Below are 17,991 nucleotides of genomic sequence, written 5' to 3'. Positions count from 1 at the left end.
AATCCTTAAAAAATTCAGCGTGAGTTTACCCTTTCTTGTAACGGTTAACTAGCCAAACGTGCTTCTGATAAATCATTTGTCATTTTTTCCTGCATCTTATCGTCAAGAGGATAAAACATCATTAGTGCCGCTGCGATAAACCCGAATGCCGCAGGGATCCAACTCATCAGCCATTGCATGCCTGGCAGTGAGTCTTCAATTGTTGCAGCATCCATACCGTCATAGCCATAACCTGACAATACTAGGAGCACAAGTGCACCGGCAAAACCACCGCCTGTTTTTTGAACAAATGTACCAGCGGAATAAATCAGTCCTGTTGCTCTGCGCCCATTTTTCCATTCAGAATAGTCGGCAGAGTCGCCTAGCATTGAGAAAAACAAGGTTGGCATAATTGCAGCAAAAAACTCAGCAGAACAACCCAACAAAAATACCGGTACGATGGACTTTTCTGGGATCCAGAACATGGCGCCAGTTAATAGGCTGCTGATGATCAGCGCGCCAATAAACAACTGCTTACGACCAAACCATTTCGCTAGAGTACTTGTGCTCAAAGCACCCAAAATACTGACAACTAACAGTCCAACAAAATATTGGCCAGCGAGTATTTCGTCACCGACAAAATATTTAAAATAATAGGCAATTACGCCATATTTAATACCATTAAACATCATGGTTAAAAAGCCCATACCGAGTAATATTAACCATGGTTTGTTATTTAATAAGTCAATCATGTCTTGCTGACTGCGGGTTAGATTGGAGTGATCAGAACTCAGCAAGCGTTTTATTGCGAAATGACAAAATACCACAACCGCTACAAAAAACAGGCCTGTTGGCAAGTTACGGTAGTAGAAGAACAAGGTGGTCGCGAGTAGCGGTAAAATGATAAATGGTAGGTTTTTACTTAAATCTTTTAATTCTGATTTTAATGAACCGCTATTATTATCGGCTACAGGTTTAACTCGCTCTTGAGTAGTGGAAAACGTTATGACCATTAACACAAGAAGAAAAGCGGCAAATAAATACATAGTGTATTGGTAACCTTGTTGCTGGTTACCTTGACCAAAGTATTCAACGAGTTGAGGTAAGAAGCCCATTACAAACAAACCACCTAAAAATGCACCTGCAAATCTAAATCCAGATAGACTTGTTCGTTCTTTGTCATCATTTGTCATGACGCCCATCAATGCAGAATAAGGGACATTATTTACAGTATAAGCTAACGTTAAGCCAATATAAGTCACGTACGCAAACGCTAATTTACCGTCGTAACTAAAGTCTGGCGTGGTAAAACACAGCACCATAAATAGCGCTAAAAATGGCGTTGACCACAAAATCCAAGGTCTAAATTTACCCCATTTTGTGTCGGTTCTATCGGCGATCATACCCATGATTATATCGGTAATTCCGTCTGTAAGCCGAACAACTAAAAACAGCATGGCTGCCGCCGCTGCCGTTAACCCAAATGTATCGGTATAGAATACGGCTAAATATGCAAGCGCGCCTCGCCAAACTAAGTTTGCTGCGGCGTCGCCGAGCGCGTATCCAATTTTTTCTTTAAGGGCTAGTTGCATTGTCATTCCATTTATTTTTATTGTAGTCGGCTTGTACTGAGCTTATTTAGTTTTACTTTTAACTATTCACCCCGAGAGGTTATCAAGTCTTTATATGCAAGACCACTTTGTTTAATGGTTCTTACTTGAGTGTCGTAATCGACATAAACAATGCCGAATCGTTTAAGGTAACCTTCTGCCCATTCGAAGTTGTCCATTAGGCTCCACGCAAAATACCCCACGACATTTACACCATCGGTTATCGCATCGTTTACTGCGTTAAGGTGGCCATTATAATAATTAATACGGTCAGTATCCTGGACAATACCGTCAACCATTTGGTCTGCAATCGCAGCACCATTTTCTGTAACGTAAACCGGTGGTAGTGTGTATTTTGAGTTTAGTGAAACGAGCAGTTCCGTTAGTGCTTTTGGATAAATTTCCCAGCCAATATCTGTACGTGGAAACAAATGGTCGTGTTCAGTGTAAAACTCACCGTCTTGGGTCGGTGCAGAATACAACAGGCGGGTATAATAATTGATGCCAAGGAAGTCCACTGGGCAATTAATAATTGCCAAATCACCTTCTTGCATATCAGGAGCCCAATCGTTGCCAAGTTTATCTATGATGCTCGGATAGGCGCCATCCATGATAGGTTTTATGTACCATTGATTGATATATTGGTCGGCATATTCTGCAGCTTGCTTGTCCGCGTCGGAATCGCTTGCGGCGTAACATGGTGTAAAGTTAAGAACGATGCCATTAAGGCTATTTGGACAGTTTTTTTGTAAAATTGGCATTGCTAGCCCATGGGCTAACAATATGTGGTGCGCTGCTTGACGACCGTTTGCTTTACCGGTTTTACCAGGTGCATGAACACCTATCTCATACCCCAAAAATGCCGAACAGAATGGTTCGTTAAATGTTGCGTAAGAATGAACTTTTTCGCCTAGCTCTTTTGAAATTAGATCTACATATTGAGCAAATTTATAGGCTGTTTCTCTATTCAACCAACCACCTTGGTCTTCCAAATGTTGTGGCAGATCCCAATGATAAAGTGTGGCAAATACTTTAATGTTTTTCGCGTTAAGGCCATCAATTAAGTTTTGATAAAAACTAACACCTTCTTCGTTCAATGTACCATCTTGTTTTATAACACGAGGCCAACTGATGGAAAGGCGGTAGGCATCAACACCAAGCGAACTAATTAGCTCAACATCGTCCTGCCATTTATTAAAATGATCACAGGCAATTTTACCATTTGAACTATCTGCAATTTTTCCATCTGTATCACAAAAAGTATCCCAAATACATGGAAGACGATGTTCGATACCACCTTCAATCTGAAAAGATGCGGTTGCCACACCAAATGTAAATTGGCGTTTCATCATTGGTGACGTTATTGGCAAAGTTATTTTGTTCATCAAAGGTACCCATTGGTCTGGTGTAAAGTCCGCTTCATCGCGTTTTTCAAGGTAAAATCAAGTTATTTAGTAAGCGCTTACAAAAAGACTTGAACTTATGTTGCAGACAAGTTTATTATTAATGAAAGCGCTTACAAAGTTGGGTTAGATTAAATTGATATTTTTGATTCGTCAATACCGAATTTTGTTATCGGCTTACAATTTTTTAACTAAAAAAATAATAAAGGGGAATACGTATGGCAATTTCAGCGCCTGCGAACGGTTCATTAAGTTCAGTAGACAATAACGGGAGTAATCACCGTTTTGCGTTGTCAGCTCTCACATCACTATTTTTTATGTGGGGCTTTATTACTTGTTTAAACGATATACTAATTCCTCATCTAAAAGCGGTATTCGATTTAAATTACATGCAATCAATGTTGGTGCAATTTTGTTTTTTCGGCGCTTATTTTATTGTTTCGTTGCCAGCAGGTAACTTAGTCAAAAAACTGGGCTATCAAAAAGGCATTGTTGCAGGTCTTGTTGTGGCAGCTTGTGGTTGCCTACTTTTTTACCCAGCGGCATCTAGCCATAGTTATCCAGTATTTTTAGGCGCACTATTTGTGCTTGCCAGTGGTATTACTATCTTGCAGGTTTCCGCAAATCCATATGTAACATTGTTAGGACCGTCGGAGACCGCTTCGTCGAGACTCACACTTACTCAGGCGTTCAATTCGTTTGGCACTACAATCGCTCCGTATTTTGGCGCACTGCTTATCCTTGGGCAGGCGACTAATGAAATTGCAACATCAGCAGAGTCAGTTCAAATTCCTTATTTAGGTTTAACAGCCGCATTACTAATCCTTGCAGCGATATTTGCTTACTTAAAATTACCTCACATAGCGTCTGCTGAAACTGAAAGTGACGAAGTTATCGAAGGTTCTGCATGGCAATATAAACACTTAGTTTTAGGTGCCCTTGGTATTTTTGTTTATGTTGGTGCTGAAGTGTCTATAGGTAGCTTTTTAGTTAACTTTTTTGGTGAAGCCGATATTGCGGGTTTGGAAGAACTTGAGGCAGCCAAATACTTGACCTATTATTGGGGCGGTGCAATGGTTGGGCGATTTATTGGCGCAGCCGTCATGCAGAAAATTCCTGCGGGTAAAGCATTGGCATTTAATGCTACGCTTGCCTGTCTATTAATCTTTATCACATTAGTGAGTACTGGCGCGTTAGCCATGTGGTCAATATTGTTAGTCGGCTTGTGTAATTCAATTATGTTTCCAACTATTTTCAGTCTTGCGCTGAATGGCTTGGGTAAACACACTAGCCAAGGCTCTGGGATCTTATGTTTAGCAATTGTAGGTGGTGCAATTGTTCCAGTAGTGCAAGGGTTTTTAGCCGATATTATTGGCGTCCACATGTCCTTTATTTTACCTATTGTTTGTTACGGCTACATTGCCTATTACGGATTAATAGGCAGTCGTCCAAGCGAAACAATTGGATCTGATGAATCAATTGAACCAAATTTGAATAAATAAGTACGAGTAACTTCATAATGATGAATAAATTTAAATACACGACTACAGCAGCCTTATGCGCAATTTTGGCTGCTTGTTCAGGAAGTAATGAGAAAGCCGAGCCTTCACAAACGAATAGTGCGGATGCCGCTAAAATTTGGCCAAAGTTAAACATTGAAGTTAAACAAACCGCTGAAATTGAAAATCGTGTGAAATCAATGTTAAGTAAAATGACATTGGAGCAAAAAGTCGCACAAATGATCCAGCCTGAAATTCGCGATATTACCGTTGAGGATATGCGGAAATACGGTTTTGGTTCATACCTCAATGGTGGCGGTGGTTTTCCGAACAACAATAAACACTCCACACCTGCTGACTGGATTGCGTTTGCTGAAGAACTATACCAAGCGTCAATCGACGACTCACTTGACGGTTCAAAAATCCCAACAATGTGGGGAACGGACGCGGTACATGGCCATAACAATGTCATCGGTGCGACCTTGTTTCCACACAATATCGGGTTAGGCGCGACAAATAACCCAGACTTAATTGAACAAATTGCCAAAGCCACAGCGACTGAAGTCATGGTTACTGGTATCGACTGGGTGTTCGCACCTACCGTTGCAGTAGTAAGAGACGACCGTTGGGGACGCACATATGAAGGTTATTCTGAAGATCCAGAAATAGTTCGCTCATACGCTGCGTCAATAGTTAAAGGACTTCAGGGCCATGCAAATAAAGATTTTTTAAGTGATAACCGTGTTATTAGTACCGTTAAACACTTTTTAGGTGACGGTGGAACCGAGAAGGGTGATGACCAAGGTGACAATATTGCGTCTGAGCAAGAATTGTTTGATATCCACGCGCAGGGTTATGTCGGTGGTTTAACGGCAGGAGCTCAGTCTGTTATGGCGTCGTTTAACAGCTGGCACGGTGATAAATTACACGGTAGTAAATATTTGTTAACTGACGTGTTAAAAGATCAAATGGGATTTGATGGTTTTGTAGTAGGTGACTGGAATGGTCATGGGCAAGTTAAAGGTTGTACAAATGAAAGTTGTCCACAGTCGGTCAATGCCGGTTTGGATATCTTTATGGTTCCGACCGATGCTTGGAAACCTTTGTATAACAATACGATTCAACAAGTTAAAGATGGCGTTATTGCGATGAGTCGTATCGACGATGCCGTTACACGTATTTTAAGAGTAAAAATGCGTGCTGGTTTATTTGAAAAACCAAGTCCGGCAAATCGTAAATTTTCGGGCAAAACAGAACTTATTGGTCAAGAGTCACATCGTAGAATCGCACAACAAGCTGTCAGAGAATCTTTAGTCTTGCTAAAAAATAAAAATAACCTGTTGCCATTATCGCCAACACTAAATGTATTAGTTGCCGGTGATGCTGCCGATAATATCGGTAAGCAATCAGGCGGTTGGACAATTACTTGGCAAGGAACTAATAACACCAATAATGACTTTCCTGGGGGCAGCTCAATTTATTCTGGGATCAAACAACAGGTTAATGCCGCTGGTGGTAAAACAACGTTAAGTGTTGAAGGTAAATTTACCACTAAACCTGACGTTGCGATTGTAGTGTTTGGTGAAGACCCATATGCGGAAGGGCACGGCGATAGAGAAAATTTGGATTATCAACGTGGGTCAAAATCTGATCTTAAGTTATTAAAAAGCTTAAAAGCACAAGGTATTCCAGTCGTATCCGTGTTTATTTCGGGTCGACCAATGTGGGTCAATGCCGAACTTAATGCATCTAATGCGTTTGTAGCTGCTTGGTTACCTGGTTCTGAAGGTAAAGCGGTAGCAGATGTTTTATTTACTAAGAAAGACGGTTCTGTAAACCATGACTTCAAAGGCAAATTATCTTATTCGTGGCCTAAGACTCCTGATCAAACTACCGTAAACCGTAACGATAAAGACTATGCACCACTGTTACCATATGGGTTTGGTTTGACTTATGGCGATGAAAATGTGTTATCTGACAATTTAAATGAAGTCTTGAATATGGATCTGTCAAAGGTTGAAACTCGAGTTTTCTTCGACGGTACGATGCACAAACCATGGTATTTGAAGTTATTGTCAAATCATAAAGAAATGGATGTAAATGCAAGTAGCCATAAAGTTGGAAGCCTGACTTACCGAACGATTGACCGTAATGTTCAAGAAGATTCTGTTTTACTGACAACTCAAGGTAATCACACTTCAGGGCTACACGTAGTTGCAAAAAGTTACTTTAGAGAAGATTTATCGAATGATCTTTCTGCGAACTCTGCGTTGCATTTACTGGTCAATGTTCAACAATTTACCGACGCAACGGCAAATATCTTTATGAATTGTGAGGGTACTGGTGACGTAGCCGGTAGTTGCCATACCGGAATAGACATTACAGAGTTAATTTCAGAACTGCCTAAAGACAGCTGGCAACCTCTGTCTATTGATCTGCAGTGTTTCGCAAACGCGGGTGTTAATTTCAGTCAGGTTGTTAAACCATTTGAAATGAATTTGACGGGCAATACACGTATTGGACTTGCAGATATTATGTTTAAACCGAATACGGCAAAAGCAGCAACATTATCTTGTCAGTAGTCATTATAGTAATAAATCTGTACTGATTTGATAGCAGCATAGGTTTAACAAAAGTTGTGTGTGAAACACCTAGTCTAAAGCTTTAGATTAGGTGTTTTTTTGTTCGAATTAATAACTAAAAGCAAATTTAGTGAAGTTGTAAATGATGGATTAAAACTGTCCAAATTTTAACTAAGAAAATTAACTGGCAGCTCACTATCGGCCATCATCTATATGAAGGTAACGGCAAAGGCAAAGGTAAAGGTAAACGTAAAGTACAACAGAACACTTATTAATAAGTTTGCCGTGAGATGTCCTCCCATTGACATCTATTTTAGTTTGCCCCCGTGATGTAACTTGAAGAATCGTTAGCATTGATAAGAAAATTTTGCCCATTCAATCGTGTCATAAATGATATTAATCATTCTGTGTAGTTGACTAGTATCGTTGAATACTCGCTGTTAAATGATGGGGAATTGATGAAGAATATGCAAATCTTGGTTACGTAAGTTCTTTAAACTCGATAAAAATATTGGCAGTAAGTCGGCCTTCTTCAGGGTCGCTAGAGAGATCTCTTTCTTTATCTACATTAACCGAATGTAACAAATTACTCGGGTATATCACCAGACGGTTAGGTTTGTATTTCACTTCATAATACTTCTCAAAATGATCAGTAGATGTAGTTATATAACCTTGAGCAGGTTCACCGTTCGTTTGAATAAACTGTTTAGCGCTATTGATATAATGTTCGTATCTTTTATCGGTAATACGTTCAAATTGTGTTGGTTTATGCCGGTATAGCCCTGTTCCGCCATGTTGGCCATTTGATAAATAATGTAAAACTGCGAAACAATATTGATTGTTTGTATCAAAGTGAGGCATTCGTTGTAACAAATGTAAATCTTCAGGTGGCAGAGTCAACAATGAAAAAAATGAATTCAGTGGTTTCAAACGTTTACTAAGGTCGATTCCATAAATGCCATACAAAGGTTGATAAATCGCTTGTAGCAATTTAATGATATATGGCTCAGGAAGAGGGCTACGAATACCTGGATACAAAGTGTCTGTATCTGGGGAGTATACGGCTTGTGACTTAGCGAATTTTTTGATGTCATCGAGGTTTGTTGCAAAGTTATCAATGACGATAATTGGCGTTTGTTCAACGCCAACCTTCATCACATTTACTTCCATTAGAGGATTTTGAGTAAAAAGCACAGACGTCATGACTAATTGCCTAAACAGACGTTTTACAATAATGTTTTAAGAAATCATAATGATCTGGCCACGCGGCGACTTTCTTTTTGACACTGCTTTTTATATGCGTTAAAAAGTTATCTAATTCCGCATCATCCATTTGGTCAACAATTGGGTGATATTGTTCAGGCATTAGACCTTGACCTAACATAACTTGAACCCAAGATGTTTCACCAAATAATTCTTCTGCGCGTTTAAATACTCGTCCCGATTGTTTAAACAAATCCATTCTATGTTGCAGTGAATCTGGAATTTCCATGGTTTTACAATAACGCCAAAAAGGAGTGTCTTCACGTTCTGTCAAATGATAGTGCAAAATAATAAAGTCTTTTATATTGTCATGTTCGAACTTAGTTTGGGCATTAAACTCTTCGATATCGGCTTGATTAATCCCCTTACTTGGGAACATTTGCATAAGACGCACAATTGCGCGTTGGAATAAGTGAATACTTGTTGACTCTAAAGGTTCAATAAAACCTGAGGACAATCCAACAGCGATACAGTTTTTGTTCCAGTGTTTCCGGCGAGTACCAGTTTTAAATTTGATAACACGAGGTTCATTTAATAACTTACCAACAAGGTTCTCGCGTAACTTCGCGATGGCTTCGTCGTCGGTCATATATTTACTACAAAAAACTAATCCGTTACCTGTGCGGTTCTGCAGGGGGATACGCCATTGCCAACCGGCATCATGCGCAATTGAACGAGTATATGGCACAGGTTTGCCTACAGTTTCAGTTTGCACTGCAATTGCGCTATCGCACGGTAACATGTGACTCCAATCGTCAAACCCCGTATGCAGCGCATTTTCAATGAGTAATCCTCTGAAACCTGTGCAGTCTAAAAACAAATCACCTTCAACTATTTTTCCAGAATCTAATGTCAGCGATTCAATAAACCCGTTTTGCTTAGATAAATTTACATTATCAATTTTGCCTTCTATACGATTAATACCATGTTGTTCTGCTATGTTACGTAAGTATTTTGCATATAAACCAGCGTCCAAATGATAAGCATGGTTTAATTGTTGATTCGCTAAAACAGCAAATCTGCCTTCTCGAGCCGCAAGATGCTCTGGAACATAATCACCAATTTCAGAAACTATTCCACGTTGATGACCTTTTAGCCAAAAGTGTTGAAAACCTGCCGCCCAACAATCTTGACCCAAAAAGCCAAAAGAGTGAATGTAGTCTTGTTTTACATCACGCCAGTTTTCAAATGAAATACCCATTTTAAAAGTGGCATTCGTGGCAGCCATAAAGTCTTGTTCTTTAATTCCCAACAATTGATGAAAAATGTGTAAGGTTGGGATCGTTGCTTCACCTACTCCGACTGTCGGTATTGCATCAGATTCAACTAGAGTCACATCAATGTTTTTACCGAGTAATTTGGTAAGGGCAGCAGCGGCCATCCAACCTGCGGTTCCACCACCGGCAATAACAACTTTTTTAACTGGTTTCATAGATGATTTAGTATCGTTCATATTAATGACTCATTATCGTTTTAGTTGTTCTAACAATTTAGCTCTAAGTTTTCGCGCTTCAAGCTCAGGCATTGGCAATGTTAAACAACCTTGAGCATGATTAGGAATGTGTTGGATATCTTCTTCATTATGGTCAAATACATAATGTTCAAATATGGCTTTCCAAGCTTGGCGTTGTTCGTACGGCAAATTTCTAAGGCTTAATATAGCTAAGTCGAGTGCATTGTCAGGTTTCCCCATAAACGCAGAACTATTGCGCCACCAATGTGTGATTAGTACGTTGAAGTCCGTTAAGCCTTCGACATGGTGCCACCACATACTTGGAATAAATAACGCATCTCCGGCTTCTAAGTTTGCAACAAAAGCATTGTCTATTGCGTGTTGAAATTTTGGATACCTGACTAAGTCTGGTTGATCAAAATCAACTAAACTGATGTCTTGTCCACCAGGTGAAGCCTCTTTGGGACCAACATATAGGTTTTTAACTTGTTCTGGGGGAAACAAGATAAAACGTCTTTGTCCTACCGCACAACACGCCAAATTGTTTGGGAAATCAAAGTGAGCAGAAATTTTAGTTCGGTTGCCCAACCATAAGTTAGTAATAGGTTGCACGCCTGCGATATTTACCTTGTTCTCAAGATTTAATTCAGGAAAGTGTCGATTGATATTCGTCGAACCAACGTAAACAGCAGGGGGTTCAGGATCACTTTTCAACTCGTTCAATTTACTTAAAACGGTATGTAAATCTAACGAAGCACTTTGAAAATTAAATCCGTTAAAATCAGAATTGTAAAAAATTCTTCCTTTAGCTTCAGGTTGTGCATAATAAGCAGTAATAGGCTGACCGTTATAGGCTTTGCTCAAATATTCAAATGCATCGTCGTTGGACGTTTTTCCAGCTTTAACTAAAGGCCAATGATTAATAAAACCTCTAATTAAAACTGGCTTTGCTGTGTTAATAATGGACTCAGGTAAATCGTCGCCAGGGGCTAAACAGATCTCCTCGACTTTGTTCTTAATGTCTAACATTATCGACCTTATTTATTAACACAATTTGCATTTTCTTTGGCATAAACCTACAGACCAAGTGCCGCGTTTTTAAGTAGTAATAATCTCGTGACGTTTGATTGTGAAGCAATTGCCATATAAATAGCTTGCAAATGACCATCTTTATGTAACTGTGCCACATCGTCGTCACTTAGTTCGGCAAGTTTGTCTTCATTAATCGTATAAAAACCTAACATTTGATGTTTAGATTTATCATTTAATTCAACATCCAATGTGAACGATTCAAGCAACTCTAATTCTACAAGGCGCCCGATAAATACGTCATTATCTTGCATTCCATGATGCAATGTTTCCATCATGTTAGCCATGTTTTCTAAATAAGGCGCATTGGCACCAAACTCTAAAAATAAAGGCGCACCTTGCTCTGTATTTACTCGTGGATGATTTTCATCGATAAATAAAACTCGTTGAAGTTTTTCAACGCCATCTTCTAATAGTGTTTGTTTACCAATTAGGAAAGGTGCTCTTGCATGCATTAAAGGAATATAAGGAACATGCCAAAGCCCGTCGTTAATGAACAAATTTTCGTTTTGTTCAAATCCAAACAGAGCAACAGGAAGGAATTTACCTGTGTTTTCATCTTTCGTGAAAAAAATAGGGTAGTAGGCTTGTACACTTCGAAATTCAGCGGGAAAGGTTTGGGTAAACCAAATATCATCACCATAAGTAGCTGAACGTTCTGTAATAATTTTTGTGTCTTTGTGATCGATGTTGTTGACTAATTTTTGAGTTGCCATGAAGCACCTATTTAATTTTTGTTATATTTTTGCAAACCCGAATTTTTTTACTTTATTTAGTAATTCACGATTTGAGGTTAATACTGCTGCTTGTTGCTGCGTCCGTTGTATATTTTCTTTAAACAATTGCTGTGCTTTTTGTTGAATTATTTTATTGTTTCGTTTCGTAATCGACGAAGACTTAAATCCCATTCCAAACATTACATACTGGTAACTTGCTGCTGGGAACAAAGGATTACGAGCGACTTGGTCTGCATGATATGGATACTGATGTTGCCATAACTCTAAGTTTTCTATGAGTGACTCTGGAATAGATTCAGTAGCGACATTATCAAACCAATATTGGCTGTCTGTGCGTTTCGATAAAACATAATGGAGCTTTAAAAACTCTATTATTTGTGTCCAATGTTGTGACGTTGTTTGGTTGTATCGTTTGGCAATTATCTTCATCGTAGACCGATTCTTAGGGAATTGTTCTGCTAAAAACATAGCAGACTGTTCAATAAGCGCTAACGCCGAAGCTTCTAAGGGCTCAATAAACCCAGCTGACATACCAATGGCCAAACAGTTGTTATGCCAAAACTTTTTTCTGTGACCCGGGTTGAATTTAATCGTCCTAGAAGTAAGCTCTTCTGCTTTTTTTAAACCTAAAGTAGCGGTTAAATATTGTCTTAATTGTTGTTCTGCTTTTTCTGCACTTGTATGTTCACTTGAAAATACATGGCCTACACCACGTCGGCTTTGTAAACCAATATCCCAAATCCAACCATTTGATTGAGCCGTGGATAAGGTACAAGAAGCTATGTCGTCATTAGGATCGTTATAAGGTGCTTGGATTGCAATGGCTGTGTTATTAAATAATTGGTGTTGTTTGGAAATGAAGTCGATATTGTAATGTTTACCAATTAATAATGAAGCAAACCCGGTGCAATCAACAAATAAGTCACCGGCAATTTTGCCGTTTTTTTCTGTTTCTATATCACTGATATCAGCGTTTTTGTCATTATTGACGGCGATAACATTGTCGATTATGTGGTTAACGTTTAATTTGTCTTTTGCTTGTTTTTTCAGTAACCCACTAAATTTTCCAGCGTCTAAGTGATACCCATAGTTACTGATAAATGAATATTCTGGAGTGGTAATTAACTTAGGCGCTTTCCCTAGTTTTGATAGCACACTCTGACTTGAAACTGCATCAGCAAAGTTAACTTGTTCAGAATACTCTTGCCAATGCGGTGCTAAATTGATGTTTTGAAAATCTTGCGGCAGCGTAAAAGGGTGGATATAACTATCTTGCGCATAAACAGGATTAGTTGCGGTTTGGCCTTGCCAATTAATAAATTGAGAGCCTTGTTTAAAGCTTGCATCACAAGTTGAAATAAATTCATTTTCACTGATGCCGATTTTTTTTAACGTACCGCGCATTGTAGGCCAAGTGCCTTCCCCAACCCCAATTGGATTAATGTCTGAAGATTCAACTAAAGTAATAGAGAAGTCTGAATTAATTAAATCCAGTTCAGCGGCTAAAACACATGCAGTTAACCAACCTGCAGTGCCACCACCTACTATTACTATTCGTTTTATTTCTGTCTTCACTCTCATTACCTACTGCAATTCAACTACCTATAAGGTATAGAAAATACGTTAAAATTAATACGTTTAAGTAAATGTTTTGATTTTAAAATATTTAGAAAGGATAAAAAGAGAAGTCGTTACTCAAGAGTATCATAACGACTTCTTTACAATTTAATTAGCAAGGGGCTAGGTATAAGCTAACCCATTTTAATTAAAATGAATAACGAGCGCCAAAGTTATAACGTGGACCCGTCTCAGTTAAGTTTAACACTTGTTTTTCAGAACGTCCGTGAGAACGAGTGAAGTTGTCAGTGATGTTAATCCCTTCGAAGAAGACAGTTAAGCCTTCAACCTGGGCAACGTCATAACTCATGTTAAAGTCAATTTGAGAGTATGCTTCTACAAATACTGGAGAAGGACCTACATCACCTTGGTAACGTGATGATAAGAACTCATCACGCCAGTTATAGGCGATACGTGCTTGGAAACCGTTTGCGTCATAGAATGCGATGAAGTTTGCCGAGTCACTGATATTTGTTAATACCGGTTGGTCGTTCAAATCCATTACGTCGTACGATAAATCCGTATTCACAGCAGTGTAGTTCGCAATAACGCCAAAACCTGATTCGTCAAACATATGCTGGAGTGATAATTCCATACCATCAATAGGTGTTTTACGATCGTCATTAGTAGGGACAGTAATCGCCATGTTCATAACGTTATCAGTTGCTGGGTCACCAGTGATAACACCAGTTGCAACATCTACAAACGGGTCATCTGCATAGTTAGCGAAGATATAGTCACGGATTACATTAGCATCTACAGATCCTGTCGCAGCACGAGCAGCGTCATATTTTGCACCATCACCAGGGTTAGCGATGTTGTAGATATCAGAATTGTCGACTACGTTAGCAATATAGTTTTGCGTGTCTTTTTTGAATAAACCAAAAGACAAATAACTTGATTCACTGTAATACCATTCAACAGACAAATCTAAGTTAGTTGACTCTAATGGCAATAGACTAGGGTTACCGGCACTACCATTACCGCCACTCGTTCTCGCTAAAGAACCAACAACTGTTCCACCTTGGATATCACTATAATTTGGACGACCAATTGTTTGGCTATAAGCTGCACGAACGATAATATCGTCAGTTACGTCTACGTTTAAATTAATGCTTGGTAAGAAATAATCATAACCGCCAGTTTGTGTTTGGTAAACACGTCCGCCGTCACCTAAGATTACTTCGTTAGCTGAAATCCAAGTCGCGCCAGAACGCGCTGTAACGATTGAAGTTGATACAACTTCAGTATCTTCATAACGAGCACCAACATGCAAGCTATAATACATATCGCCCATTTCGCCTTCGTAGTTAAACTTGGCGTAAATTGCAGTAGAATCTTCTTCCGTCTCACGGTCTGTATCAGCGCCGTAGTTTGTAGATGGACAGAATAAGTTGCCACAATCGCCTTCGATTGTGCCAGCAGATGTTGGGTATGCTACAGCTGCGATATCGCGAATTGCTTCAAAATCCCAAACAAACATTCTATCGATTGCTTGCATATTACCAGATAGTCCATCGAAGTTGCCGCCGCTTGTATTAAAGCGATCTTGGATACTATCTACAGGGAACATATCTTCAGTAAAGATACTTGGCTCATCAACACCCATGCCGCCCCAGTCATTACGCTGAACGTTAACTGCTTGCGAATGGTTGCTTACTGTTGTTAGTGATACACCAAAGTCAATGCTGCTATTTTCGTTTAGAATGTAGCTACCATTTACTTGTTGTTGTGATAAATCTGACGCGTCTTGTGAGTTACCAAACGTACTACCCGTTACTCGCATATCAGACCATTGAACGTCTTCACTGCCATCAACAGCTAAAATAGGACGGTCGCCTGAAAAGTCAGTTGCCGCTCGACTACGAACAAAAGCGGCCATAGACATATTAGCAGCAGAACCGTACTTACCATTTGGTGTTCGAGAAGCCTCAGAACTATGTGCGTCAAATGTTAGTTTTAAATCTGAATTTACTTGCCACTCAACATTCAAACCAAGAGACTTACTTTCGTTGCGGTTCGAGGAGAAACCACGCGCCATAGATAAATCGGCAAGACCATTACCGGCACCATCACCGTAATCTTCTGAATAGATTAATGGCGAAGCTACTGGACCATCTGTCCAAATATTTTCTGACGTACCAAAGTTATACCAAGCAGAAATATCATTGTGTTGAACATCAATGTCGTTTTGCATGTATGTGTAGTCAAGTGTCGCCGTTACTGACTCAATTGGACGGTATTGCAATACCAACTGGGCGTTTGTGCGGGTACGTTGTTGTTCTTCAAACTTATAAATACCAGTTTGAGGCACTGAATATACATCTGAATCTGCAGGACGGTTTGTTTGAGTTGCATCTTTAGCAACACCACCCCATGCGGCATTTGAGCCAGACCAATCGGTATCAGCAGTACCAGGGAATGAACGCCAACCGGTACCAACTAACGCTTGAGCGTTACCACTTTCACGTTCTTGGTAACTTGCTGAAATCGCAACACCAAAATTACCGTCTTCAGAGACAGTTGAATATAAACCAGAAAGCTCAGGAGTAACTGAACCATCTTCTGTAGAAGTATCAGCTACAGCTTTAACACCAAATGAAGCTTTAGTGCCACCATGTGCTAAAGGTTTGTGAGTTTGAATGTCAATAACTGAACCGATGCCACCAGTAGGTACCGCTGCATCACCAGTTTTTGTTACGATTACGCCACTGATGCTTTCAGAAGCAATATTAGCGAAATCAAATGAACGGTTACCCGTTGTTACTGGCATTTGACGACCATTTAACGTAACTAAGTTCATCTCAGGTGGAATACCACGAACGGTTACTTTACTACCTTCACCGTTTTGACGGTCAATTGAAACACCTGCGATACGTTGCATCGATTCTGCAAGGTTAGTATCTGGGAATTTACCGATATCTTCTGCAGAAATAGCGTCAACTACGCCACTACTAGAACGTTTCAAATCCTGTGATTTAATTAAACTTCCACGAATACCAGTTACCTGTATGACTTCGACATCTGCGTCCGCATCTGTTTCGTCTGCTGCGTATAGTGGCGTTGAAAGTGCACCTAAAATAAGTGACACACTTGTTGCTAATTTTGTTTTCACAAAGCGATTATTATTCATATTGTCCTCGCTGCTTCCTGTTGATGTTGTTATGTAATCCAAAGTTGGAAGCGCTTACATTGGGTGTTTTTTTAAAAATTTCCTGAAAGCGCTTACAAAAAGTTAAAACAAAATTTCATAATGATCAAGCATAATTTATTAATAAATTTCATCGTCAGTAATTTTTTGTTACTTTTTATCATTACATCTTGTAAGCGCTTACATAAAGTGTTTGAATAATTTGCATTAAAATCATGGAGCGGGGACGAGGAAATGATTGAAAGTTCAATTGATAAAAAAGATAACAATCAACAATTGAGTTTAAAAGAAAAAATAGGGTATGCGTGCGGAGATGTTGCATCTAATTTTTATTGGCGGGTGTTTGACGTATTCTTGTTTATATTTTATACCGATGTTTTTGGTTTGTCGGCTGCAGCAGTAGGCACCATGATGTTAGTAACCCGTATGGTCGATGCGTTCTCTGATCCATTAATGGGCGCGCTCGCAGATCGCACTAAAACCAAATGGGGGAAATTCCGTCCTTATCTTTTGTGGGGCATAATCCCAATTGTCGCAGCAGGAGTTTTAACCTTTACCGTTCCTGACACCAGTGATAGCGGGAAACTTGCCTGGGCTTACGGTACCTATATATTTATGATGTTGGCGTATACCTTTATTAATGTGCCATACGGCGCACTTATGGGCGTTATTACATCTGACTCAAATCAACGTACAACTTTAACTAGCTTTCGATTTATAGGCGCATTTTCGGGCGGTACATTAGTCGCTTATCTAACGCCTGAGTGTGTCGCTTATTTTGGCCAAGGCAATGAAGTACTAGGATGGCAGCTGACAATGGTCTGCTACGGCGCAGTCGCAGCGATGTTATTTGCAACGACATTTTTTACTACTAAAGAACGAGTGCAACCAATTCAAACGACCCCGACGCCAGTTAAGCAAGATCTTGCTGACCTCCTAACAAACAAGCCTTGGATCATTTTATTCGCTCTGGCTCTTATCATAATGTTGACCATTACATTACGTGGCAGCAGTGGCACATTTTACTTTAAGTATTTTGTTGGTCGTGAAGACTTAATTGGGGCCTTTTCTACAGCCTACATGTTGTCACTGATGGTCGGTGCAGCGTTAACGCCCATAATGGTTAAGTACATAGATAAGAAACAATTGTTATTGATTTTAATGCTTGCCGTCACCGTGCTGTCCGTTGGTTTCTTTTTTATTCCCGCAGATAATTTAGCGCTTATTTTTATCATTCAAATATTGATTGGTTTGTGCCTTGGGCCAAAGTCGCCTTTGGTTTTTTCTATGTATGCTGACACTGCCGATTACTCAGAACTAAAAAATGGTCGACGAGCGACCGCGATGATTTTTTCCGCAGCGGCATTCTCGCAAAAATTAGGCGGCGCATTGGCAGGAGCGATGATGGGGTGGCTGCTGGGTTCACTTGGGTACATTGCAAATCAGCAGCAATCGGCTGACTCTCAGTTAGGAATTGTACTTTTGATGAGTTTGGTGCCGGCAGTATTTTCATTTTTATCGGTGTTTTTCATTTGGCGTTATCCGCTAAATAAAGAAAAAGTTGATCACATTCAACAACAGTTGATAATTAAAAAAGCGAACTAAATC

11 protein-coding genes are annotated in these 17,991 nt (G+C 39.6%); 3 read left to right on the top strand and 8 right to left on the bottom strand.

Going from position 1 to position 17,991, the window contains the following annotated elements:
• Positions 1 to 44: 44 nt before the first annotated feature.
• Positions 45 to 1,577, bottom strand: a complete 1,533-nt coding sequence (locus tag Q4575_RS03610; RefSeq protein ID WP_215962218.1) for an MFS transporter — start codon at positions 1,575 to 1,577, stop codon at positions 45 to 47.
• A 56-nt stretch (positions 1,578 to 1,633) separates the two neighbouring features.
• Positions 1,634 to 2,974 (bottom strand): GH1 family beta-glucosidase, encoded by a 1,341-nt coding sequence (locus Q4575_RS03605; RefSeq protein ID WP_303521343.1) that lies wholly within the window; start codon positions 2,972 to 2,974, stop codon positions 1,634 to 1,636.
• A 236-nt stretch (positions 2,975 to 3,210) separates the two neighbouring features.
• Here Q4575_RS03605 and Q4575_RS03600 point away from each other — a divergent pair, with 236 nt between their 5' ends.
• Both Q4575_RS03600 and Q4575_RS03595 read left to right on the top strand, forming a co-directional pair.
• Positions 3,211 to 4,494, top strand: a complete 1,284-nt coding sequence (locus Q4575_RS03600; protein ID WP_215962216.1) for a sugar MFS transporter — start codon at positions 3,211 to 3,213, stop codon at positions 4,492 to 4,494.
• Positions 4,495 to 4,511: 17 nt separating this feature from the next.
• Positions 4,512 to 7,073 carry an exo 1,3/1,4-beta-D-glucan glucohydrolase gene (locus Q4575_RS03595; protein WP_303521342.1) on the top strand — a complete coding sequence of 854 codons (2,562 nt, stop codon included), beginning with the start codon at positions 4,512 to 4,514 and terminating at the stop codon, positions 7,071 to 7,073.
• A gap of 480 nt (positions 7,074 to 7,553) precedes the next feature.
• Here the strand turns inward: Q4575_RS03595 and Q4575_RS03590 are convergent, their stop codons facing one another.
• From Q4575_RS03590 to Q4575_RS03565, 6 genes are all read right to left on the bottom strand, one after another.
• Entirely contained in the window at positions 7,554 to 8,276 is a 723-nt protein-coding gene (locus Q4575_RS03590) for a DUF6445 family protein (RefSeq protein WP_215962214.1), read from the bottom strand.
• A gap of 10 nt (positions 8,277 to 8,286) precedes the next feature.
• Positions 8,287 to 9,789 carry a tryptophan halogenase family protein gene (locus tag Q4575_RS03585; RefSeq protein WP_303521340.1) on the bottom strand — a complete coding sequence of 501 codons (1,503 nt, stop codon included), beginning with the start codon at positions 9,787 to 9,789 and terminating at the stop codon, positions 8,287 to 8,289.
• Between the two features lie 12 nt (positions 9,790 to 9,801).
• The gene (locus tag Q4575_RS03580) at positions 9,802 to 10,818 is read right to left on the bottom strand and encodes a cupin-like domain-containing protein (protein ID WP_303521339.1); all 1,017 of its coding nucleotides are present in this window, start codon (positions 10,816 to 10,818) and stop codon (positions 9,802 to 9,804) included.
• A 47-nt stretch (positions 10,819 to 10,865) separates the two neighbouring features.
• Complete coding sequence (locus tag Q4575_RS03575) at positions 10,866 to 11,594, bottom strand: SapC family protein (RefSeq protein WP_215962212.1); 729 nt, start codon at positions 11,592 to 11,594, stop codon at positions 10,866 to 10,868.
• 21 nt (positions 11,595 to 11,615) lie between these two features.
• On the bottom strand, positions 11,616 to 13,196 hold the full coding sequence (locus tag Q4575_RS03570; RefSeq protein WP_303521338.1) for a tryptophan halogenase family protein: 1,581 nt from the start codon (positions 13,194 to 13,196) through the stop codon (positions 11,616 to 11,618).
• A 184-nt stretch (positions 13,197 to 13,380) separates the two neighbouring features.
• On the bottom strand, positions 13,381 to 16,365 hold the full coding sequence (locus tag Q4575_RS03565) for a TonB-dependent receptor (RefSeq protein ID WP_215962210.1): 2,985 nt from the start codon (positions 16,363 to 16,365) through the stop codon (positions 13,381 to 13,383).
• 252 nt (positions 16,366 to 16,617) lie between these two features.
• Between Q4575_RS03565 and Q4575_RS03560 the strand changes: the two genes are divergently transcribed.
• Positions 16,618 to 17,988: an MFS transporter gene (locus Q4575_RS03560; protein ID WP_303521337.1), complete on the top strand. Its 1,371-nt coding sequence runs from the start codon at positions 16,618 to 16,620 to the stop codon at positions 17,986 to 17,988.
• The last annotated feature ends 3 nt before the right edge of the window (positions 17,989 to 17,991 follow it).

This window comes from Psychrosphaera sp. 1_MG-2023, assembly GCF_030548245.1.
Classification (GTDB): Bacteria; Pseudomonadota; Gammaproteobacteria; order Enterobacterales; family Alteromonadaceae; genus Psychrosphaera; species Psychrosphaera algicola.
Note: the sequence above shows the minus strand (reverse complement) of the source record. Positions and strands in the feature narration are given on the sequence as shown.